Genomic DNA, 22,542 nt, shown 5'->3' on the forward strand with positions numbered 1-22,542 from the left:
GGCCGGTGCTACCTCGCGTCCGGCCGCACCACGCCCAGGATCGGCATCGAACCCGCGCCCGCGACCGTCACCTGGCGGCCGGGGCGGGGGGCGTGGATCATCGCGCCGCCGCCCACGTACATCGCCACATGGCTGGCGTCCCGGAAGTAGATGATCAGATCACCCGGGCGCATGTCCTTCACGCTCACCTTCGGCAGCAGCCGCCACTGCTCCTGCGAGGTCCGCGGGATCGCCCGGCCGGCCGCCGCCCACGCCCGCTGGGTCAGCCCCGAACAGTCATAGGTGGTCGGGCCCACCGCGCCCCACACATAGTCCTTGCCGAGCTGGTCCTTCGCGAAGTCGACCGCGCGTCCGCCCCTCGCGGTGGCGCCGCCGCCGAGCTCCCGCAGTATCCCGGTGTCCAGCCACTTCGCCTGCGCGCCACGGGCCTTGTCCTCCTCCAGCCGGCGCAGCCGCTCCCGCTCGTCCTTCGCCAGCCGGGACTCCAGCCGCTGCGCCCGCGCCAGCTTGCGCAGGATCTCCTTCTTCGCGGCCGCCTTCTTCGCCCGGCTCCCGTCCAGCCGTTCCCACTCCTGGGAGGCCGACTCGGCGTAGCGGTCCAGCGCCACCTGGGTGCGCGCCAGACGGCCGATCAGACCGTGGGTCGCCTTTTCGCCCTTGCGCGCGAGCGTGACGCCGTCGAGGAAGTCACCCGGGTCGCCGTTGAGGAACAGCCGCGCCTCCGCGGGCATCCCGCCGCCGCGGTACTGCGCCCGTGCCATCGCCCCGGCCCGCTTGCGCAGTCCGGCCATCTCCTTCTGGGCCTTCACCACGGCTCGGGCGATCCTCAAGATGGACTTCTCCTGCCGGGTCTGTTTCTCCCGCGCCAGGTTGTACGCGTCGGTGGCGGACTCCGCCTTGCGGTAGAGCCCCTCGACCTCCTGACGGACCGCCTCCAGACTCCGGTCCCCGCTCCCGCCGCCGGTCCCGCCGCCCGGCGTCGGCCCCGGCTCGCCGGGCGCGGCGTACGCCGTCTCCGGCACGGCCGACAGTCCCAGCGCGCAGACGAGCGCGGTGGCCGCGGCGACGCTCACACCCCTCCCTCTCCCGTCCCGCCTCACCCGCGGTCTCCTCTCGTTCCGCTCCGGTCGTTCCGCTCCGGCCGTGCGCGCTCCTGTCCCTCTCCGTGCCAGACCTGACGTACCGGCACGTAGGGACGGATAGTGACATGCCGCACCGCAATCCGACAGAGACACGCGGCGGTTACGCCGGCAGCCCCCCCGATCCGGTTCACCGGACGGGTGCCGCACAGGTGTCGGACGGGCCTCGGGCGGCCTCCGCAAGGGGGGTCGCCCTCGTCGCGATCCGGCCGTGACCTGGCCGTGACATGGCCACCACACTGACGGCCGAGGTTCACCATCCGTTAACTCACCCCCTTAAGCCGCTTCACCTGATCTGCCTAATTTCGGCCCTACTGAGCGTGAGCCGAGTACGGCTCCGGCGCACGCCGCAACAAGTGCGCTCCACCCAACTCGCGCGCCGTCCCCCAACCGGCGGCTTCTGGAAGGAACTCCCGAAAGTGAAGCTTCAGCGCAAGAACCGGCTTCGCGCCATCGCCGCCGGTGCCCTCGCTGTCTCCGGCGCCCTTGTCCTCACGGCGTGCGGCTCCGACGACAACAGCAGCGGTGGCGGCGGCAGCGACTCCAAGGCCGCCTCCAACATCAAGTGCGACGGCAAGGGGCAGCTGCTGGCCTCCGGCTCCTCCGCGCAGAAGAACGCCATGGACCTGTGGATCAAGACCTACGGGGCGGCGTGCAAGGACACCAAGCTCAACTACAAGGCCACCGGCTCCGGCGCGGGCATCCAGGAGTTCCTGCAGGGCAAGACCGCCTTCGCGGGTTCCGACTCGGCGCTGAAGCCCGAAGAGGTCAAGTCCTCGGAGAGTGTCTGCAAGGGCGGCAAGGCCATTGACCTGCCGATGGTCGGCGGCCCGATCGCCGTCGGCTTCAACGTGCCCGGCGTGGACAAGCTGACGCTGAACGCCGAGGTCCTCGGCAAGATCTTCAACTCCGAGATCAAGAAGTGGGACGACCCCGCGATCAAGGCGCTGAACAAGGACGCGAAGCTTCCGAGCCTCAAGATCCAGGCGTTCCACCGCTCCGACGAGTCGGGCACCACGGACAACTTCACCAAGTACCTCAAGGCCGCCGCGCCCAAGGCGTGGCCGCACGAGCCGGGCAAGGCGTGGGAGGGCAAGGGCGGCCAGTCGGCCGACGGCTCCTCCGGTGTCTCCTCGCAGGTCAAGCAGGTCTCGGGCTCGATCTCGTACTTCGAGCTCTCCTACGCGACCGCGAACAGCATCAAGACCGTCGACCTGAACACCGGCGCCTCCGCCCCGGTCCAGGCCACCGTCGAGAACGCCTCCAAGGCCATCTCCGAGGCCAAGATCAAGGGCACCGGCAGCGACCTGGCCCTGGACCTGGCCTACGACACCAAGGCTGACGGCGCCTACCCGATCACCCTGGTCACCTACGAGATCGCCTGCGACAAGGGCAACAAGGCGAGCACCCTCCCCGCGACCAAGTCCTTCCTGACCTACGTCGCCAGCGAGGACGGCCAGGCCTCGCTGAAGGAGCTGGGCTACGCCCCGCTGCCGACCGAGATCGCCAACAAGGTCCGCGAGAGCGTCAAGAGCCTCTCCTGACCCGAGTGCGGCTGACTCCGCCGTGGCGATCGCCACGGCGGAGTCAGCCGCATCGTCCGGTGCACCGCCGCGCCAGGAGCCTCATCCACACCAGGCTCCGCAGACCGGAGAACCCATGAAAACGGATATAGAACCCACATCATCAGCCGCAGGGTCACCGTCAAAGGTCAGGACCCGCTCCACCGGCCGCGCCGGTGACAAGATCTTCCTCGGCCTCTCCCGGGGTTCCGGTATCGCTCTCCTGGTGATCATGGCGGCCATCGCGGCCTTTCTCACCTACCGCGCCGCCATCGCGATCTCCAAGGACGAGGCCAACTTCCTCACGTACTTCGAGTGGAACACCGGCTCCTCGCCGATGCGGTTCGGCATCGCCGTCCTCGCCTACGGCACGATCGTCAGCTCGATCATCGCCATGCTCATCGCGGTCCCGATCGCGGTGGGCATCGCGCTGTTCATCTCGCACTACGCCCCGCGCCGGCTGGCCACCCCGGTCGCCTATGTGATCGACCTGCTCGCCGCGGTCCCCAGCATCGTCTACGGCCTGTGGGGCGCGCTCTTCCTCGTGCCGCATCTGACCGGCCTGTACACCTGGTTCGACGACTACCTGGGCTGGACCGGGATCCTCAGCTACCAGGGCGGCGCCGCGCGCTCCCTGTTCACCGTCGGCATCCTGCTGGCGATCATGATCCTGCCGATCGTCACCAGCGTGAGCCGTGAGGTGTTCCGGCAGGTCCCGAAGATGCACGAGGAAGCGGCGCTGGCGCTCGGCGCCACCCGCTGGGAGGTCATCCGGATGGCCGTCCTCCCGTTCGGCCGCTCCGGCATCATCAGCGCCTCGATGCTGGGTCTGGGCCGTGCGCTGGGCGAGACCATGGCGGTCGCCACCGTGCTGTCCCCCAACTTCCTGATCGAGACCAGTCTGCTGGACCCGGGCGGCGGCACCTTCGCCCAGAACATCGCCAGCCGCTTCAAGGAAGCCGGCAACGACGGCCGTGACGCGCTGATCGCCTCCGGTCTGGTGCTGTTCGTCATCACCCTGCTGGTGAACGGCGCCGCGCGAATGATCATCGCCCGCCGCAAGGAGTACTCGGGGACCGCCGCATGAGCACTGTCGTTGACAAAAACCCCGCACGCCGCGCTTCCAGCCTCCAGCAGGCCCGGCTGCCCGGATGGGCCCCGTACGCCCTGGTCGTGGTCTCGCTGGGGCTGGGAGCCGGCGTCGGCGCCGCCCTCGGAATGGGCAACCCGTTCCAGATGGGCCTGCTCGCCGCCCTGATCTTCATTGTCGCCTCGTACGCCCTCGGCGTCGTGGTCGAAGGCGGCCGACAGGCCAAGAACCGGCTGGCCACCAGCCTGGTGTGGGTCTGCTTCCTGCTCGCCGTCGTCCCGCTGCTCTCCCTGATCTGGGAGACCATCGACCGGGGCCGGACCGTGCTCGACGGCTACTTCCTGGCCCACTCCATGGAGGGCGTGCAGACGATCCTGCCCGGCGGTGGCGCGTACCACGCGATCATCGGCACCCTGGAGCAGGTCGGCCTCGCCGCGCTCATCGCCGTGCCGATCGGCCTGCTGACCGCCATCTACCTGGTGGAGTACGGCCGCGGCCGGCTCGCCAAGTCCGTCACCTTCTTCGTCGACGTGATGACCGGTATCCCCTCGATCGTCGCCGGTCTGTTCATCCTCAGCTTCTGGATCATCATTCTCGGCTTCAGCTACTCGGGCTTCGCCGGTGCCATGGCGCTGGCCATCCTGATGATGCCGATCGTCGTCCGCTCGACCGAGGAAATGCTCAAGCTGGTCCCGGACGAGCTGCGTGAGGCGTCTCTCGCCCTCGGCGTGCCCAAGTGGCGCACCATCCTCAAGGTGGTGCTGCCCACCGCGATCGGCGGGATCACCACGGGTGTGATGCTCGCGGTCGCCCGTATCGCGGGTGAGTCCGCGCCCATCGTGCTGCTGGTCTTCGGTGCCGCCGGGATCAACAACAACCCGTTCGAAGGCGCCCAGTCGTCGCTGCCGTACTACATCTACGAGCAGTGGCAGCTCGGCAACGAGGCCTCCTTCAACCGGGCCTGGGCAGCGGCGCTCGTGCTCATCGCCTTCGTCATGATCCTGAACCTGGTGGCCCGCGGCATCGCCCGCTGGAAGGCCCCGAAGTCCGGCCGCTGAGGCCAAGAAGAAGAGAAGTGATTCACATGGCCAAGCGCATCGACGTCAGCGGGCTCACCGCCTACTACGGCAGCCACAAGGCCATCGAGGACATCTCGATGACCGTCGAGCCCCGCTCGGTGACCGCCTTCATCGGCCCGTCGGGCTGCGGCAAGTCCACCTTCCTGCGCACCCTCAACCGGATGCACGAGGTCACCCCCGGCGGCCGGGTCGAGGGCAAGGTGATGCTCGACGACGAGAACCTCTACGGCTCTGGGGTCGACCCGGTCTCCGTGCGGCGCACGGTCGGCATGGTCTTCCAGCGCCCCAACCCGTTCCCGACGATGTCCATCTTCGAGAACGTGGCCGCCGGGCTGAAGCTCAACGGCTCGTACAGGAAGAGCGAGCTCGAGAGCGTCGTCGAGAAGTCCCTCAAGGGCGCCAACCTGTGGAACGAGGTCAAGGACCGGCTCAACAAGCCGGGCGCCGGGCTCTCCGGCGGTCAGCAGCAGCGGCTGTGCATCGCCCGCGCCATCGCGGTCGAGCCCGATGTGCTGCTGATGGACGAGCCCTGCTCGGCGCTCGACCCGATCTCCACGCTCGCCATCGAGGACCTGATCGGTGAACTCAAGGAGCGCTTCACGATCGTCATCGTGACGCACAACATGCAGCAGGCGGCGCGCGTCTCGGACCGTACGGCCTTCTTCAACCTGGCCGGTGTCGGCCAGCCGGGCAAGCTCATCGAGATCGACGAGACCGAGCGGATCTTCTCCAACCCGTCGGTGCAGGCGACCGAGGACTACATCTCCGGCCGCTTCGGCTGACCAGGCCCCTCGCACGACCGGCGAGGACAGAACGTCCTGCGGTGCTGCATGGCGGTGCCACCGCAAGACGAAGGGCCCGCCCCTGGCTCCCGGGGGCGGGCCCACTTTCATGGGTCCGGTCTTGTTGTGCGATGGCCGGCTTGTGCGGCGGTGGCCGGCTTGTGCGGCCGTCAGCTTGTGCGGCGGTCAGCTTGTGCGGCGGTCAGCCGAAGGCCAGGTTGACGATCCAGTAGCTGAGCGCGGCGACTCCGGCCGCCGCGGGCATGGTGATGAACCAGCCGAGGATGATGTTCTTCGCGACCCCCCAGCGGACCGCGCTCACCCGCTTGGTCGCCCCCACGCCCATGATCGCCGAGGTGATGACATGGGTGGTCGAGATCGGCGCCTGGAACATGAACGACGCCGTGTACATGACGCCTGCCGCCGTGGTCTCCGCCGCGAACCCCTGCGGCGGGTCCAGCTCGATGATCCGCCGTCCCAGCGTGCGCATGATGCGCCAGCCGCCCGCGTAGGTGCCGAGCGACAGCATCGCGGCGCAGGAGATCTTCACCCACACCGGAATCGCGTCGCCTTCGTCCTCGACACCCCCGATGACCAGGGCCATCACCACGACACCCATGGTCTTCTGGGCGTCCTGGAGGCCGTGGCCGAGCGCCATGCCCGCCGCCGAGACGGTCTGCGCTATCCGGAAGCCGCGCTTGGCCTTGTGCGGGTTCGCGTCGCGGAAGATCCAGAGGATGACCACCATCACGAAGTAGCCCAGCACCAGGCCGACGATGGGCGAGAGGACCATCGGGATGACGATCTTCTCCACCACCCCGTCCCAGTGGACCGTGCTCGCCCCCGCGAGCGCCGCCCCGACCAGCCCGCCGAACAGCGCGTGCGAGGAGGAGGACGGCAGACCGTAGTACCAGGTCACCATGTTCCAGGTGATCGCGCCGACCAGGCCGGCGAACAAGATCATCATGCCTTGGCCGCCGGTGGGGGTGGCGATCAGGCCCTCGCTGACGGTCTTGGCGACACCGCTGCCCAGGAAGGCACCCGCGAGGTTCATCACGGCGGCCATCGCGAGCGCCGCCCGTGGGGTCAGCGCCCGGGTGGAGACCGAGGTCGCGATGGCGTTGGCCGAATCGTGGAAGCCGTTGGTATAGGTGAAGAACAGCGCGACCGCGATGGTCACGACAAGCGCGAAGGTGTCCATGCCCGGGCTCAGGACTCCTTGACGGCGATGGTCTCGACCGTGTTGGCCACATGCTCGAAGGCGTCCGCCGCCTCCTCCAGCACATCGACGATCTGCTTGAGCTTGAGCACCTCGATGGCGTCGTACTTACCGTTGAAGAGGTGGGCCAGGAGCTTGCGGTGGATCTGGTCCGCCTGGTTCTCCAGCCGGTTGACCTCGATCCAGTACTCGGTGAGGTTGGTCATGGTGCGCAGATTCGGCATCGCCTCGGCGGTCAGCTCGGCCGCCCGCGCCAGCACCTCGATCTGCTGCTCAACCCCCTTGGGCAGCTCTTCCACCTGGTAGAGGACGACCAGGTCGACGGCCTCCTCCATGAAGTCCATGATGTCGTCGAGGGACGAGGCGAGGGAGTAGATGTCCTCGCGGTCGAACGGCGTGATGAAGGAGGAGTTCAGCTGGTGGAAGATCGCGTGCGTGGCATCGTCCCCCGCGTGCTCCGCGGCCCTCATCCGCTCCGAGATCTCGGTACGAGCGGAGGAGTCCGCCCCGAGCAGTTCCATCAGGAGCTTGGAGCCCGTCACGATGTTGTCCGCGGACGCGGCGAACATGTCGTAAAAGCTCGTCTCCCTGGGGGTCAGACGAAAGCGCACTGGGGATCCTCGGAATGCAGCGGATGGGGACTCGACGATGCTAGGCGCATCTTCCGGCCACGGTAACCGGCGTCCCCAGTGTCGCCCATCGGGCAGAGTGCTCAGCACGGGGGCCCGGTTCGACCGGAAAAGGCGGTACCATATACCCACTGGGGGTATATGCGGACATAGCGTAATCAACGGGAGGAAGCCATGACGACCTCGGCGGCCGACACCACCGCGTCCACCGACGGCGACGAGCGGGGCCAGTCGTCCGGGCACACCTCCGCCCAGGACTCCGTACCCCACGGTGGGCATGGATACGCCAAACAAAAGGATCAGCACCTGAAGCGGCTGCGCCGGATCGAGGGCCAGATCAGGGGACTGCAGCGGATGGTTGAGGAAGACGTCTACTGCATCGACATACTCACCCAGGTCTCGGCGAGCACCAAGGCGCTCCAGTCCTTCGCCCTCCAACTGCTCGAGGAGCATCTGCGCCACTGTGTCGCCAGCGCGGCCGTGGAGAGCGCCGCCCAGGGCGAGGCGGAGGGCACGGGAGAGGTCGACGCCAAGGTGGCCGAGGCCACGGCGGCAATCGCCCGGCTGCTGCGGACCTGAGCGCGGGCGCGGGGCGCGTCTCCGGGGCAGCGCCGGTACGGGGCCGTGCCCCGTACCCGGGCGTGGACATGATCGGTCGCCGTCCGCTCACGTCTCGCCGGACGGGGCCGCCCGGCGCCCGCCGGCGAGACGGCGGCATCGACATTGCCGCGGGGCGTCCGCTATGGGGCGTCCGGGCTCCCGGCACCGGCCTCCGGGGCGGCCTTCGCGTCCTCGGCGGCATTTCCGTTCTCGGGGGACTTCGCGTCCTCGGCGGGGTTTCCGCTCCCGGCGCCCCGCGCCTTCTCGGCCGCCTGCGCCTTCTCCGCGCGCCTCACCTTCTCCGGGCGCTTCCCCTCCTCGGCGCCCTTCCCGTTTCCCCTGGCACCCGTGGTCCCCTCGGCCGAATCTGATCGGTCGGCCTGCACCCGGAGCACCTCGTCGATACGGTCCGTACTGAGCCTGTCCTCGTCCGCGCTCGACGCAGCGATCATCAAGTCACCATAGAGATCGATTTCGACGAGGGCCACGGGGTCCGGGCCCGACGAGCCGCGACGCGCAACCACGTGTTTCACCTCCTCCAGCGAGCACCTGCGAGCACTTTCGAGCAGCGGCTTCCCAGCGTAGGGATCGGTACACACTCCGCGCATGGCACGGATGGGCCATTTCGAAGGGCAAAGCGGGCCCCTCCGACTACTTCTGAGGTGATCCGACCTTCCCTGTGTAGATATCCGTGGGCTTGGGGAGCTCAACCTCGGCGGGGGCCCCGAAGTCGTACAGCTCCGTGGTCGAGGCGACCCCCAGTTCGCCGCGCCGCCGTCCGGCGGCGTCCGGGCTCTCCGCCGCCTCCTTGCCGTCGGCCCGGCCGGTCACGGTGAACCGGTGACGCACCTCGCGCAGCCGGCCGAGTCCGTCGAGATACGCGTCGAAGCGCACCGTGCTCTCGTCGAACCCCCTGGCCGCGGCCGCCAGCGGCCCCCGCGCGCCCCGCGAGGCGGCCCGCGCCGCCCGGCCGATGTCGGTGGTGCCGCGGTAGTGGCGCACCAGGTCCCCGCCGAGCCCCTCCTCGCCGACCAGGCTGGCCGCCCGCACCCCGCGCAGCAGCTCGGCCGCGGTCAGCGGATCCGTGGCCCCGCCGGTGACCAGATTGCCGTCGGGGATGTCCGTCGTATCCACCCGCACCCATTTGTCGCGCGGAATGCCCGCACCGCGATTGCGCATGAAAAGCGCCCCGGAGGTCAGGAGTTCGGTGATCGGCGCATGCTCTGCGGTCCCCATCGCGTCCCTCGGCAGCAGCAGCCGCAGCCGACCCAGCCGCTTCTCGAAGTCGTACGCGCCGCTGCCCCTGATGGACACGCGGGTGCCGCCCGTCGCCGTCTCCATGGTCGTACGGACCCGTGAGCTGCCCGCCTTGACCAGCACATCCGCGGCCCGGTGCAGGACCGTGACCGCGCTCTCGCGTGCGGTGCCGCCCGGTCGTTCATCGGCCGCCGTCTCGGTGGAGCAGCCGCTCAGAGTCGCCAGCGACACGGCCAGCAGGCCACCCGACACGGCCCCGGCGACCGCTCTCAGCCGTCTCCGTACGCCGAGCCCGCGCTGCTGGAACACCATCGACCGCCGACCCCCTGGCCACGCTCGTCCCGCTTGGTACTTGTTCGTTTAACGATCCACACCGGGAGCTCGTCACGGCCCGGTAGCGTGGTCATGTGCTCGACTCAGGCGACATAGGCCCCGGCCAGAACCGCACCACCACCGTGGAGCGGGGCTCCTTCTCCATCGCCCGCTGCACCTGCGGCTGGTCCGGCCCGGCCCGTCGCGCCAGAGCCCTCGCCCGCGATGACGCGGCGGACCATGCGACGATCCGTCACACCTCGTCCGAAACAAGCGATTCATCGGACTCGTCCGATGAGTGACGATCGGACTCGTCCGATTGGCGCGGGTTGTCCGTCCCCCGACAACTCTTCGGCCACGAGCGGAACCACACCCCCCGGCCCACCCCTCTGACCAAGGGACCGGGCCGCCTTCGCGGTGCCCGGCCGACGGTTGAGAGCAGCGCCGACAGGGAGGGGACACCGCCATGAACCGGCGGACACTGCTGGCAGCGGGCACGGGGCTGACGGCCACCGCCGCAGGGGTCACCGCGTGCGACGACGACGCGGGGAAGGCCGGCGGTGACACGAGCCCGGTCGGCTCCTCCTCCTCGACGTCGGACGCCCGTTCGGCCTCCGCGAGCGGCACTCGCCCCGCCGTCGACGGCAAGCCCAAGTCCGCGGACTGGAGCGCGCTCGGCAAGGACCTCCAGGGCGACCTGGTACGCCCCGGAGACTCCGACTACACCTCCGCCAGCCGGCTCTACAACACCCGCTTCGACCATCTGCGCCCGGCCGGCGTCGCCTATATAGAGAACACCGCGGACATCTCCGCCTGTCTGGACTTCGCCCGGCGCCACGGCGCCCCCGTCGCGATCCGCAACGGCGGTCACTCCTACGCCGGCTGGTCGAGCGGCGACGGCCGCCTCGTCATCGACGTCTCCGCGCTCTCCGCGATCCGTACGACCTCCGGCGAGGCGCGGATCGGCGCCGGCGCCAAGCTCATCGACGTCTACACCACACTGGGCGCCCGCGGCGTCACCGTCCCCGGCGGCTCCTGCCCGAGCGTCGGCATATCGGGGCTGACCCTCGGCGGCGGCCACGGTGTGGTCTCCCGGGCGTACGGACTGACCGCCGACAGCCTTACGGGCGCCACCATCGTCACCGCGGACGGCAAGGCCCTGGAGGTCTCCAAGAGCCGCGAGGCCGAGCTGTTCTGGGCGCTGCGCGGCGCGGGCAACGGCAACTTCGGCGTCGTCACCGAACTGCGCTTCCGTACGCATGACGCGGCCGACGGCGTGACCTGTTACATGTCATGGCCATGGTCCAAGGCCGCGAAGGTGCTGAGCGCCTGGCAGAAGTGGGGCCCGGACCAGCCGGACGAGATCTGGTCGGCGCTCCACCTGTCGGCCACCCCCGGACGCACCCCCACCGTCTCCATCAGCTGCTTCTCGCTCGGCACCTACGGCGCGCTGCAGAACGCGGTGGACAAGCTCGCCGACGGACCGGGCGGCCCCGGCCCCGCCTCGCAGGTCAGCCTGCGCCGCCGCGGCTATGTCGACGCCATGCGGATGTACGCGGGCTGCGGCGACACCTCCACGGCCAACTGCCATCTGCCGGGCGACAAGCCCGGCCGCAGCACCTCCGGGGTGCTGAACCGCGAGACCTACGCGGCGCGCTCGGACTTCTTCGACCGCTCGCTGAGCCAGGCGGGCGTCCGGGCGATGCTGGACCAGTTGGAGCGCTACGGGCGGCGCACCGGCGGCGGGGGCGCGGTCAGCATCGCGCTCACCGCGCTCGGCGGGGCGGTCAACCGGGTCTCGCCCACGGCCACGTCCTTCGTCCACCGCCGCTCGCGGTTCCTCGCGCAGTACACCGCCTCCTGGGCGGCGGCCGGCTCGGGCACCGCGGGCAACGCCTGGCTGGACGGCGCCCATAAGGCGATGCGGCGGTACGCCTCCGGGGCGGCGTACCAGAACTACACGGACGCGTCGCTGAAGGACTGGCGCTCGGCCTACTACGGCCCGGCCACCGACAAGCTGACGCGGGTGAAGAAGCGTTACGACCCGGACCGGCTCTTCGACTTCCCGCAGGCGCTGTGAGGCCCTCGGCGCGACGCCGCACGTCTGCGGCTGATCTGCGGAGATGACAGAAGGCCCGGCAGCCGCCGGGCCTTCTTCGTATCCGCGTTCGTGGCGTCCGTAAGGATGCCGCTACGCCGCCAGGTCCTTGTTCCCGTGGTCGCCGCCCACCGAGCGGGACTCGGCGAGCTCCGCGCGTGCCTCGTCCGCGTCCTGGTCGGTGGCGGCGGGCTCGGCCCGTATCAGGCGGCCGACGCGCGAACCCGCGACCGCCGTGGTCAGCGGGGTCAGCAGCATCATCGCGAGCGGCGCCAGCAGCAGCGTGACCGCCGTCCCCAGGGCGAACCCGCCGATCACATCGGTGGGGTAGTGGACACCCATGTAGACGCGGCAGAACCCTTCCAGCAGTGCGAGCCCTATGGCGGCAACCCCATAGGCGCGATGGGCCATGAAGACGCCGACGGCGACCGCCATGGTCAGCGTCGCGTGGTCGCTGACGAACGAGAAGTCGGTCTTGCCCGCCACCAGGACGTCGAGCCCCTGATGGTCCCTGAAGGGTCTGGGCCGCTCGACGAAGCCGCGGATGGGGATGTTGGCGATGAGCGCCAGCCCGGCGGCCAGCGGGGCCCACACCAGCCCGGCGACGGCGGACGGCGCCTCCTGCGGCCGCTTCCGGACACTCCACCAGGCGGCCAGGGTCACCAGGGCGAGCCCGATGATGATCCCGTACTCGCCGACGAACTCCATGACGCGGTCGAACCAGTGCGGGGCGTCCTTCGCCAGCCCGTTGATGTCGTAGAGAAGGCTGACATCGGGGTTCGACCCGTCGAGTGCGAGTCCAGCCATATGCCGTGGCCCCTTATCTCTTGCCTGTCACTACGTGCAGCTGCCGACCCCCCGTAATGCCTTGCGAGCCGTGGCAACGCGACCGGCGCCGGAGAGTCCGCCGTCGATCCACGCTGATCCACGCCTCGATCCACCTCCAGGGAACGCCCTCTTCTCGCCAGGGGTTCCGTACTCCACCCAACGATCACCGGGACGTTATCGAAGGGTGACCGATCGTCGCAGCTCAGGGGGAATCCTTACGCGGAGTTCGCCCGCGGCAGCGCTTTCGCGCCATCCTGAGTCACCCGCGTAGCTCCGATGTAGTCCGGCGAGTCGATCTTGTCAAAACGGATCACCGCACCGGTATAGGGCGCGTTGATCATGTAGCCGCCGCCTACGTAGATCCCCACATGGTGGATCGATCTCGGGTCGTCGAGGTCGTAGGCGAAGAAGACCAGATCGCCGGGGAGCAGCTCGCTCCGCTTGGGGTGCGGTCCGGCGTTCCACTGGTCATTGGCGACGCGCGGCAGATCGATGCCGACGGTCTTGTACGCCGCCTTGGTCAGCCCCGAGCAGTCGAACCGCCCGCCCTCCTCCGGCGTGCCGTTCCCACCCCACAGGTAGGGCTTGCCGAGCTGCTTCTGCGCGAAGTAGATCGCCCCGGCCGACTGCTGGGAGGGCTGGACCTTCTGGATCGGCGCCTCGAAGCTCTTGGCGAGGGTGGTGATGGTCTTCACGTAGTTCTGGGTCTCGCGGTAAGGCGGCACCCCGCCGTACTTGATCACGGCATAGGCGCCCGCGTTGTACGAGGCCAGCATGTTGTGCGTCTGATCGCCCGGCACGTCCTTGACGTACTTGGCGAGCGAGCAGTCGTAGGCGGCCGCCGACGGGATCGCGTCCTGCGGGTCCCAGATGTCCTTGACGCCGTCCTTGTTGCCGTCGACCCCGTGCGAGGCCCAGGTGGCGGGGATGAACTGCGCTATCCCCTTGGCGTTGGCCGGGCTCTGCGCCTTAGCGTTCCAGCCGCTCTCCTGGTAGAGCTGCGCGGCGAGGAGCGCGGGGTTGATGGCCGAACAGGAGTTCCCGTACCGCCGGATGAGCGGTTCGTACGTGGCGGGAACGGCGCCCTTGGCCAGCCCGACGGCCTTACCGCCGGCACCGCCGACGAGGTCCGCCGCGACCATATAGGTACCGACGACGAGCAGGGCGACGAAGGAAAAGGAGACTCCGAGACCGACACTGACACCCAGCCAGACCTTACGCACCCGGCCATCCTCCCCCATTCGCCCGCCATGCGAACGCGTTTCCGCTCGCACGGCGAAAATCAGCCGCTCCGCAGCCGAAACCATACGACGGCCGACGACGCGCGCCCCCTTATGCGCCGCCGACCCGCCCCGCACGCCTCACCGCCCCGTCTCGGCCGCCTCTCGCGGGGTCGCGGACCGCGTAGAGTCCAGCCGTCCGAGCACCACGACCCCTGGGGACCGCAGATGACACGGCTCGACTGGCAAGACCTCGACTGGCAGCGGGCCGCACCCGCCGACCTTCCGGAGGGCGCCGCCTACCTCGAGGTGGCCGTGGGCCCCGACGACCAGATCCTGATGCGCGAGAGCAACGACCCGGAGACCGTGGTCGTCACGACCCGCGCCAAATGGGACGCGTTCATCAAGGGCGTCAAGGCGGGCGAGTTCGACGACTTCGCGGACCTCACGGAGACGGACGAGCCCGCGGGGCAGTGAGCGGCCGCGGGGAAACGACGGGCCCGCGGGGAAGTGAGGGGCGGGACACAGCGGGCGGAGGTGCCGGGCGCAGCCGCGCTGATGACCCTTCGCCAAGGAGCCTGCCCGCCAACCCCTCACGGATCGTTGCCCGGCCCCCACCCGCGTGATACACAGAGTGACCATACGACACTCCGTTGACCTGCCTCACACGGCCGCCGGACGGGCGTGTCCCACAACACGCACGAGATCCGCCAAGAAATGCCGCCAAGTCGACATGCGGAAGCGGATTCATCAGCGAAGATAGAGGCTGACCCACGCCATGCCGGCGAGGAGACACAACAACCCACAAGGGGCGGTGAGTTCATCATGTTCCTAGCGGCCGAAAAGGGCGACATCAACACCATCATCGGCGGAATCGCCCCAGACTGGGGTCCGTTCGGCAGCCTGGGCAGCGAGGCCCGCGTCATGATCGAGGTCGTGATGGCGGTCGCACTGCTGCTGTGCTTCGGCATCGCCATCTGGGGCGCGGCCAAGCAGCGGATCGGCGCGACGGCCCTGCGGGACACCTTCAGCGCGGAGCAGGGCAAGGGGCTGATCGTCGCGGGCCTGACCGGTGTGTTCATCATCGGATCTCTGGGCACGCTCTTCACCATCGTGTACGGCATGGCCATCTAGCCGCGTCCCCGCCCGCCCCCGAGCCGCCCCTCCCGCGCGGGGCGCACACCCCTGGCCGCAAGCCTCCGCTCCCGATTCCCTCTACCGGCCCCACACCCCGCACCCGAGGCTGCTCCCTGATGCCCGCTCCCGCTCACCACGCTGAGGTCGTGTCAGCTTGATGTCCACTCACACCAGAGCGCCCGAGCGTCAGTCCTCGCCGTTACCGTCGTATGCGGGTGACGGAAGAGGGACCATGGATGACGCGGTCGCCGGAATCGGCGAGATCGGTGGGATCGGCGGTACCAGCAGGCTTGGCAGGCTCGGCACGGGTGAAGGGGCGTACGCAGGATGAGTCTCGGCGGCGACGACGGATACGGCGGTGACTACGAGGGCCATGAGCCGCGCCGCGGACGCGGCGCGGCCTCCGAAGGTCACCTGACGCGCACCCGCCTGCCCGAGGGCGACGGCGACCCCTACGGTCCACCCCGCCGAGCCCCCGGCCGCGCCAAGCCCAGCCGCAACGTGATCACCGTGGTCGGCGTCGTCGTCCTCCTCCTCGCGGCCATCGCCTTCGTCAACCGCGGCGACGGCAAGGACGGCGGCTCCAGCAGCGGCGACACCGGCGGGGGCGGCGGCACCGAGGCCCACCCCACGGCCCCCACGGGCGAGCGCCCGGTCGACGGCAAGAACGCCACGACCGGCATCGCCTCGGGCTTCGCCAAATCGGAGCAAGGCGCCCAGAGCGCGGCGGCGAACTACGCGGTGGCACTGGGGTCCACCGAGATGTACAACCGCGACCAACGCCATGAGCTCATCCCTCAGATCTTCACCACCGCGGCCGCCGACCGGCTCCAGACCAGGCTCGACAAGGCCTACTCCGCATCGTCCCTGGGGAGAATCGGCCTGGACGCGAACGGTAAGGCCGCCGACGGCATGACCTACGTCTCGCGCACCGCCCCTCTGGGCACCAAGGTCGGCAAGTTCTCGGGCACCAGCGCGACCGTCGCCGTCTGGTGCACCGGCGTGTTCGGCACGGCCGGAGAGGGATCGAAGAACCCGGTCACCAACGACTGGTTCACCCTGACGCTCAAGCTGCGGTGGGTGAACAACGACTGGAAGGCCGAGAGCTACTCGCAGAAGGCCGGGCCGGCCCCGGTCAACAGCGACCGCACCGCGTCCACGGCCGATGAGATCGCCAAGGCAGTCGAGCAGTACGGAGGGTTCACCTATGCCCGCTAGCCCCCGCCGACGCGCTCTCACCCTCGCCGGAGCCCTGGCGTCCGTGCAGACGGCCGCCATTCTGCTGGCCGGCCGCGCCGTGGCGGCGCCGAGCCCCACCCCAAGCCCGTCGGACGACGGTCACTGCGGCGACATCATCGGCCCCGCGCCCTGTGGCAAGGATTCCGGCGGCTCCAGTGGCCCCTCCGACCCCTCCAACCCCCTCGACCCCGCCGCCTCCCTCGCCCGCGGCTGCGCCGACGCCGCCTCCTGGCTCGTCGGCAAGCTCTCCAAGCTCGTCAAGGAGACGGCCAACGTCGACTTCACCAACGAGGCCTTCCTCCGCCAGTACGCCGTCGTCTTCGCCGCCTCCACCGTCCTCACCCTCATCCTCTGGCTCCTCGCCGTCGCCAAGCGCGCCATCCGCGGCGTCCCCCTCGGCGAGGCGCTCTCCGAAGCCATAGGTTTTCTCTGGCTGACGGTCCTGGCCTCCGCCTTCACCCCCCTCGTCCTCTATACGGTCGTCACCGCGACCGACGCCGTCACCGACGCCATCGCCTCCGGCACCGGTGCGGACAACGACGCCTTCTTCGGCTCCTTCTCCCAGGCACTCAAGCAGGACGAGGACATCGGCGGCGGCCCGATCATGCTCATCGTCGTCTCGCTCGTGACGATCCTGGCCGCCGGCGTCCTCTGCCTGGAGCTGGTCATCCGCGCCGCCCTCCTCTACGTGGGCGCGCTGCTCGGCACCGCCGTCTACGCGGGCCTCGTCGACAAGAACATGTGGAGCCATGTGCGCCGCTGGGCGGGGATCATGATCGCTGTGATCCTCGTCAAGCCGGTGATCATCACCGTCCTGGCCCTCGCCGGCGCGCTCTCCACCAACGGCGACAAGCCCGACGCCTTCTCGGCCGTCGTCTCCGGCCTGTCGATCATAATCCTCGCCATCTTCGCCAGCGCGATGATCTACCGCTTCGTGCCCGGCTTCGGCGACGAGATCGTCAAGGCCCGCAGCGCCAGCGCCGACCCCGCGTCCCGCCAGGCCGCCGCCGTCATCAGTTCCCCCGCCGCGCTGGTGAAGCAGGGCATCAACACCCACAGCGCTCGCGGCGGAGGCGAGGCCGGCGGGGGCGGCGCCGCCCCGGGGCAGGCCAAGCCCGCCAACCCCGTCTCCGGCGGTGTGGCGGCCCACTCCACCCGCACCAGCGGCGGCGGAAGTGGCGGAGGGGGCTCCCCCGCACCTGCCAGCCGCACCGGCCACACCGGAGGCTCCGGCGGCGGCTCCACCACGAACCGCAGTTCCGGCAACAACTCGGGAGGTGACCGGCGGTGACGATCGACGCCCAGTCGCACTCCATCGCGCCCCGTCGCACATATCTGATCGGGCGTCCCCGCCCGAACGCGATCGTCGGCAAGAACCGCGAGACCGGCGAGATCGCGCTGATCATCGGGGGGGCGTTCATCGGGATGATGTGCGGGCTGCTGGTGCCGGTGCTGATGTTCCGCATCACCACCCTGGTCGGCTTCCCCACCCTCGCCCTCGCCGCCGTGTACGTCCCGTACAACGGGCGGACGTTCTACCGCTGGTTCGAGATCAACCGCTCCTACAAGCGCAGCGTCCGTAAGGGCACCACCGCCTACCGCTCCGGCGCCGCCGAGGCCGGCACCCGCCTGGACGGCCGTGAGATCGAGGTCGGCCCGCCCCCCGGCATCGGCCGGATCAACTGGCTGGCCGCCCCCTTCGGCCCCGACGAGATCGCCGTGCTCCTGCACGCCGACCGCCGCACCGTCACCGCCGCCATCGAGATCGAGGGCCCCGGCGTAGGGCTGCGCGACAGCGAGGACCAGGAGGCCCTCGTCGACCGGTTCGGCACCCTGCTCAAGCATGTGGCCAACGGCGACGGCTTCGTGACCCGGCTGCAGATGCTGGCCCGCACCCTCCCCGCCGACCCCGACGCGCACGCCAAGGACGTCGAGCGGCGCGGCGACGACCAGGCCCCCAACTGGCTCAAGGACTCCTACGACCAGTTGCAGTCCATGGTCTCCACCTCCTCCGAGCAGCACCGCGCCTATCTCGTCGCCTGTATGCACTACACCCGCGACCTGGCCGCCGAGGCCCAGGCCATCGCGCGAGCCGCCCGCCACAGCGGCGGCGGCCGGCGCATCGACAAGGACGCGGGCCTCGCCGTGGTGATGGCCCGTGAACTGACCGACATCTGCGCCCGGCTCGCCGAGGCCGACATCCGGGTCCGCCAGCCCCTGGGACAGGGGCGGCTGGCCTCGCTCATCCACTCCATGTACGACCCGGACCACCCCATCGACCACATCCAGGCCATGACCAAGCGGAACGCCTGGCCCGCCGAGCTGGACGCCATGGAGCCCACCTACCTCCAGGCCAAGACCCGGGAGTCCAGCACCCGCGAGCCCTGGTGCCACTCCACGGCCTGGGTGAAGGAGTGGCCCATGACGCCCGTCGGGGTCAACTTCCTCGCCCCGCTGCTCGTCCACACGCCCGATGTCATCCGTACGGTCGCCGTCTGTATGGACCTCGAGCCCACTGAGGTCGCCATCGAGCGGATGCTCACCGAGAAGACCAACGACGAGGCCGAGGCCAGCCGCGCCGCGAAGATGAACCGCACCGTGGATCCGCGCGACATCGCCGCCCACGGCCGGCTCGACCAGCGTGGCGAGGACCTCGCCAGCGGCGCCGCGGGCGTCAACCTCGTCGGCTACATCACCGTGTCCTCCCGGTCGCCGGAGGCCCTCGCGCGCGACAAGCGGACCATCCGGGCCTCGGCGGGGAAGAGCTACCTCAAGCTGGAGTGGTGCGACCGCGAGCACCACCGGGCCTTTGTGAACACGCTGCCGTTCGCGACCGGCATCCGCCGATAGAACAGACAGAGCAGACAGAGCCGATACAGCCCGTAGAGCTGATAGACACGACTGGGACGACAGGGACGATAGGGGCTCCGCCGTGGCCGATCCGATGAGCGCCATCACCGATGCGTTCACCAGCTTTCTCTTCGGAAAGGTGGAGACGACACGGCTGCCCGTGCGCACCTCCACCGGCCAGGCCCAGGCCGTCTATCTCCCCACCGCGGCCCCCGGCCTCGGCGACTCCGGCGTGGTCATCGGCCGTGAGGTCTACTCCGGCAAGGGCTATATCTACGACCCCTTCCAGCTCTACGGCCAACAGCTGCCGGCCCCCCACTGGCTGGTGCTCGGCGAGTCCGGTAACGGCAAGTCGGCGCTGGAGAAGACCTATGTCCTGCGCCAGCTGCGGTTCCGCGACCGCCAGGTGGTGGTGCTGGACGCCCAGGGCGAGGACGGCGTCGGCGAATGGAACCTCATCGCCCAGGAGCTGGGGATAACGCCCATCCGGCTCGACCCCATGGCGGCCCTGGACGGCGGTATCCGCCTGAACCCCCTGGATCCGGCGATCACCACGACCGGTCAGCTCGCCCTGCTCCGCACGATCATCGAGGTCGCGATGGGGCACGGGCTCGACGAGCGCTCCGGGTTCGCCCTCAAGGTCGCCCACGCCTACGTCAACGAGACCGTCGTCGACCGCCAGCCGGTGCTGACCGACATCGTGGAGCAGCTGCGCCATCCCGAGGAGGAGTCGGCGGCGGCGATGAACGTCGACATAGACGACGTACGGGCCTGGGGCCTCGATGTCGCCCTGGTGCTGGACCGACTGGTCGACGGTGATCTGCGCGGTATGTTCGACGGCCCCACCACGGCCGGAATCGATCTGGACTCACCCCTGATCGTCTTCGACCTGTCCCATATCGATCGCAATTCGATCGCGATGCCGATCCTGATGGCCATCGTGGGCGTCTGGCTGGAGCACACCTGGATCCGTCCCGACCGTAAGAAGCGCATCTTCCTGGTCGAGGAGGCGTGGCACATCATCAACTCGCCCTTCGTCGCCCAGCTCTTCCAGCGGCTGCTGAAGTTCGGGCGGCGGCTCGGGCTGTCGTTCGTCGCCGTCGTCCACCATCTCTCCGACGTGGTCGACGGCGCGGCGGCCCGGGAGGCCGCGGCCATCCTCAAGATGGCCTCCACCCGGACGATCTACGCCCAGAAGGCGGACGAGGCACGGGCCACAGGGCGCGTACTGGGCCTGCCCCGCTGGGCCGTCGAGATCATCCCCACGCTGTCCCCCGGTATCGCGGTATGGGACGTCAACGGCAACGTACAGGTCGTCAAACACCTGATCACCGAGGCCGAGCGGCCCCTCGTCTACACCGACCGGGCGATGACGGAGGACGCGCTGGCCGTGCAGATGGCGGCCGAGGCGGAGGCCGAGGAGCGCGCCGCCGCGGCGGTCGAGGCGGCGGAGGCGGACACCTACGGCGGGCCGTCGTACGGATCCACGGTGGCGTGAGATGGCAGCGGGACAGAATCACGACGGGCCCGCGGAGCACGGAAGACCTCCGTCCGCGGAACGCGGCATTCCGGATGGGCTGCTGATCGGCGCCATCGCCCTCCTCCTGGGCACGCTCGGCCTGATGTGGTCGGCGACCGGGCTGGCCGGGCTCTTCGCCCACGGCGCCTGGCCGGACAACCTGACCTTCATGCGCGCACCGGTGGCGTTCCGCCATCTGCTGCAGGAGCCCCAAAACCTGGCGGCGGCCTGGCCCGACACCCCGAAGGACCAACTGTCGGGGTACGGGCTGTTCTGGGGCATCTTCATCAGCGAGCTGATGGTGCTGATCGTCCTGACGATCTTCGTGATGGGCACCCTGGCCCGCTACCGGACGGTCCGCGCCCAGCGCCGCGTCGCCCGCGCGACCGCCCGCGCGAAGGCGGCGGAGGCGAAGCGGCTCCGCCTCAAGGACACGAGGGCCGCGAAGGACGGCACCCAGCCCACGCCCGTCAACGGTACGGGCGTGGAGACGCCCCCTGGTGTCGAGGCGCCACCGCCACCCGCCCCCGGCCCTGGAAACGCCTCAGCGGCCCCAGGAGCCGCCTCCGCCAGGCCCTCTGAGGGTTCGCCCGGCACCAGCGCTCCCGACCGCCCCAGCGGGCTCCCCGCACCGGGCCCGGCCGAGACGATCCCCGGCGACGGCGTCATCGCACCCGCCGCCGGTCACCACCACCCGACCGAGGCAGTCGCCGCCGGAGCGGCCGCCGGAATGGGCCACAAGCCGCACCCCCACATCACCGAGCAGAAGGCCGGCGCACAGGACGCCCCCACCGGGAGCGCGACCACTCCCCCGGCCCAGGACGACCCGTACGCCCCGCTCGACCCGGCGTCCGCGCCACAGCCGCTCCCCACTCCCCGCACCGGCCCGCTGGCGCCGGCCGCGCTCCCCGACGGCGAGCCGGCCCGGTCCCGCGTCCTCTTCGGCACCCAGCGCGGGGAGTCCGCGGCCCACACCGTACTGGAGGCCGTCGGCCCCGTCCTCGTCGTCACCAGCGATCCCAAGCTCTGGGCCACGACCAAGGACGCCCGCGCCAAGCTCGGCCCCACCCATGTCTTCGACCCGTCCCATCTGCTCGACACCCCCGCCCGGCTGCGCTGGAACCCGGCGGCGGACTGCGGCTCCCGCGATATCGCGGCCGCCCGCGCCACCGCCCTCCTCGCCCCCGTACGGCCCATGCACGCCATGGACCGGCCCCTGGCGGAAGCCGCCGAGACGATGCTCCGCTGCTGGCTGCACGCCGCCGCGGTGGACGGCCGGCCGTTCCGCCATGTGCACCGTTGGGCCCAGGGCAACTCGGCCCACGAGCCCGTGAAGATCCTCCGTACGCATCCCAAGGCGGCGGGCGGCGCGGCCGGCGAGCTGGAAGCCACGCTCACCGCCCACCGCGAACGCCGCGACATGGCCCAGGAACTGACCGCCCGTGCCCTCGGCGCGCTCTCGTCGATCCATATCCGGGACGCATGCAATCCGGGACGCGCCGACACGCTCGCACTGGAGTCATTCGTCACCGAAGGGGGAACGCTCTATCTGATGGGCGAATCCATCGAGGATCCCCGAACCCATCCGGGTGCGATGCCGCTGTTGACCGCACTCGCCTCACACGTGGTCGAGCACGGCCGGCGCATGGCCGAACGGTCATCCTCCGGTCGGCTCGACCCACCACTGACCCTCGTCCTGGATGACGTCGCCGCCGTGGCCCCGCTCCCGGCGCTCCCCGACCTCCTCGCCCAGGGCACGGACCAGGGCCTCCCCACACTGGCCCTGATGCGCTCCCAGGAACAGGCCCGAGCCCGCTGGCCGCATCGCTCCCTGGTGGGCCAGGAGTCGCACTGACGGCACGCCCGCCCCACCGGGTCTTCCGGTCAGCTTGGTGCCGGTGGGGCCGGCATGACGTATGTCCTTCGATCGTGCCCACCGGAACGTCTCTTGCGGGCACTGCTGGAGACGGAAAATGGGAGCT

The 22,542-nt window shown here is 69.9% G+C and carries 21 protein-coding genes; 14 read left to right on the forward strand and 7 right to left on the reverse strand.

Translation table 11 applies throughout. From position 1 onward, the window contains the following. Positions 1–8 precede the first annotated feature (8 nt). Positions 9–1,073: a C40 family peptidase gene (locus NP777_RS36180; RefSeq protein WP_256654419.1), complete on the reverse strand. Its 1,065-nt coding sequence runs from the start codon at positions 1,071–1,073 to the stop codon at positions 9–11. 485 nt (positions 1,074–1,558) lie between these two features. Between NP777_RS36180 and pstS the strand changes: the two genes are divergently transcribed. The 4 genes from pstS (at position 1,559) to pstB (ending at position 5,652) form a co-directional block, all read left to right on the forward strand. Beyond that, positions 1,559–2,683 carry a phosphate ABC transporter substrate-binding protein PstS gene (pstS, locus tag NP777_RS36185; protein ID WP_256654420.1) on the forward strand — a complete coding sequence of 375 codons (1,125 nt, stop codon included), beginning with the start codon at positions 1,559–1,561 and terminating at the stop codon, positions 2,681–2,683. A 115-nt stretch (positions 2,684–2,798) separates the two neighbouring features. After that, on the forward strand, positions 2,799–3,788 hold the full coding sequence (gene pstC / locus NP777_RS36190; protein WP_256654421.1) for a phosphate ABC transporter permease subunit PstC: 990 nt from the start codon (positions 2,799–2,801) through the stop codon (positions 3,786–3,788). Next, complete coding sequence (pstA, locus tag NP777_RS36195) at positions 3,785–4,849, forward strand: phosphate ABC transporter permease PstA (RefSeq protein ID WP_256654422.1); 1,065 nt, start codon at positions 3,785–3,787, stop codon at positions 4,847–4,849. Before pstC ends, pstA begins: the two co-directional genes overlap by 4 nt. A gap of 26 nt (positions 4,850–4,875) precedes the next feature. Next, on the forward strand, positions 4,876–5,652 hold the full coding sequence (pstB, locus tag NP777_RS36200; protein ID WP_256654423.1) for a phosphate ABC transporter ATP-binding protein PstB: 777 nt from the start codon (positions 4,876–4,878) through the stop codon (positions 5,650–5,652). 202 nt (positions 5,653–5,854) lie between these two features. Here the strand turns inward: pstB and NP777_RS36205 are convergent, their stop codons facing one another. Next, complete coding sequence (locus tag NP777_RS36205) at positions 5,855–6,853, reverse strand: inorganic phosphate transporter (RefSeq protein WP_256654424.1); 999 nt, start codon at positions 6,851–6,853, stop codon at positions 5,855–5,857. 8 nt (positions 6,854–6,861) lie between these two features. Continuing rightward, positions 6,862–7,482, reverse strand: coding sequence for a DUF47 domain-containing protein (locus tag NP777_RS36210; RefSeq protein WP_256654425.1), 621 nt, complete (start codon positions 7,480–7,482; stop codon positions 6,862–6,864). A 192-nt stretch (positions 7,483–7,674) separates the two neighbouring features. Here NP777_RS36210 and NP777_RS36215 point away from each other — a divergent pair, with 192 nt between their 5' ends. Then, a complete protein-coding gene (locus NP777_RS36215) occupies positions 7,675–8,079 on the forward strand; it encodes a metal-sensitive transcriptional regulator (protein WP_256654426.1) in 405 nt (134 codons plus the stop codon). A 161-nt stretch (positions 8,080–8,240) separates the two neighbouring features. Here NP777_RS36215 and NP777_RS36220 read toward each other — a convergent pair whose 3' ends face one another. Continuing rightward, positions 8,241–8,552 carry a hypothetical protein gene (locus NP777_RS36220; RefSeq protein WP_256654441.1) on the reverse strand — a complete coding sequence of 104 codons (312 nt, stop codon included), beginning with the start codon at positions 8,550–8,552 and terminating at the stop codon, positions 8,241–8,243. Positions 8,553–8,751: 199 nt separating this feature from the next. Continuing rightward, the gene (locus tag NP777_RS36225) at positions 8,752–9,669 is read right to left on the reverse strand and encodes a hypothetical protein (RefSeq protein WP_256654427.1); all 918 of its coding nucleotides are present in this window, start codon (positions 9,667–9,669) and stop codon (positions 8,752–8,754) included. Positions 9,670–9,764: 95 nt separating this feature from the next. Here NP777_RS36225 and NP777_RS36230 point away from each other — a divergent pair, with 95 nt between their 5' ends. Both NP777_RS36230 and NP777_RS36235 read left to right on the forward strand, forming a co-directional pair. Next, positions 9,765–9,971, forward strand: coding sequence for a hypothetical protein (locus NP777_RS36230; RefSeq protein WP_256654428.1), 207 nt, complete (start codon positions 9,765–9,767; stop codon positions 9,969–9,971). A gap of 164 nt (positions 9,972–10,135) precedes the next feature. After that, a complete protein-coding gene (locus NP777_RS36235; protein ID WP_256654429.1) occupies positions 10,136–11,749 on the forward strand; it encodes an FAD-binding oxidoreductase in 1,614 nt (537 codons plus the stop codon). Positions 11,750–11,860: 111 nt separating this feature from the next. On the opposite strand, the gene NP777_RS36240 is transcribed toward NP777_RS36235, so the two are convergent. Then, positions 11,861–12,574: a phosphatase PAP2 family protein gene (locus tag NP777_RS36240; RefSeq protein ID WP_256654430.1), complete on the reverse strand. Its 714-nt coding sequence runs from the start codon at positions 12,572–12,574 to the stop codon at positions 11,861–11,863. A 236-nt stretch (positions 12,575–12,810) separates the two neighbouring features. After that, on the reverse strand, positions 12,811–13,818 hold the full coding sequence (locus NP777_RS36245; protein WP_308405319.1) for a bifunctional lytic transglycosylase/C40 family peptidase: 1,008 nt from the start codon (positions 13,816–13,818) through the stop codon (positions 12,811–12,813). A gap of 225 nt (positions 13,819–14,043) precedes the next feature. Between NP777_RS36245 and NP777_RS36250 the strand changes: the two genes are divergently transcribed. The 7 genes from NP777_RS36250 (at position 14,044) to NP777_RS36280 (ending at position 22,415) form a co-directional block, all read left to right on the forward strand. Continuing rightward, complete coding sequence (locus NP777_RS36250) at positions 14,044–14,292, forward strand: DUF397 domain-containing protein (protein ID WP_256654432.1); 249 nt, start codon at positions 14,044–14,046, stop codon at positions 14,290–14,292. 348 nt (positions 14,293–14,640) lie between these two features. Next, positions 14,641–14,949: a hypothetical protein gene (locus NP777_RS36255; protein WP_009716148.1), complete on the forward strand. Its 309-nt coding sequence runs from the start codon at positions 14,641–14,643 to the stop codon at positions 14,947–14,949. A gap of 330 nt (positions 14,950–15,279) precedes the next feature. Continuing rightward, entirely contained in the window at positions 15,280–16,170 is an 891-nt protein-coding gene (locus NP777_RS36260; protein ID WP_256654433.1) for a hypothetical protein, read from the forward strand. Continuing rightward, positions 16,160–17,482 (forward strand): hypothetical protein, encoded by a 1,323-nt coding sequence (locus tag NP777_RS36265; protein ID WP_256654434.1) that lies wholly within the window; start codon positions 16,160–16,162, stop codon positions 17,480–17,482. Before NP777_RS36260 ends, NP777_RS36265 begins: the two co-directional genes overlap by 11 nt. Before the next feature lie 2 nt (positions 17,483–17,484). Continuing rightward, the gene (locus tag NP777_RS36270) at positions 17,485–19,041 is read left to right on the forward strand and encodes an SCO6880 family protein (RefSeq protein WP_256654440.1); all 1,557 of its coding nucleotides are present in this window, start codon (positions 17,485–17,487) and stop codon (positions 19,039–19,041) included. A 94-nt stretch (positions 19,042–19,135) separates the two neighbouring features. Then, positions 19,136–20,539, forward strand: a complete 1,404-nt coding sequence (locus tag NP777_RS36275; protein WP_223864918.1) for an ATP-binding protein — start codon at positions 19,136–19,138, stop codon at positions 20,537–20,539. A gap of 1 nt (position 20,540) precedes the next feature. Next, positions 20,541–22,415, forward strand: a complete 1,875-nt coding sequence (locus tag NP777_RS36280; protein WP_256654435.1) for a hypothetical protein — start codon at positions 20,541–20,543, stop codon at positions 22,413–22,415. Positions 22,416–22,542: the final 127 nt, after the last annotated feature.

Source organism: Streptomyces rugosispiralis (assembly GCF_024505145.1).
GTDB lineage: Bacteria > Actinomycetota > Actinomycetes > Streptomycetales > Streptomycetaceae > Streptomyces > Streptomyces rugosispiralis.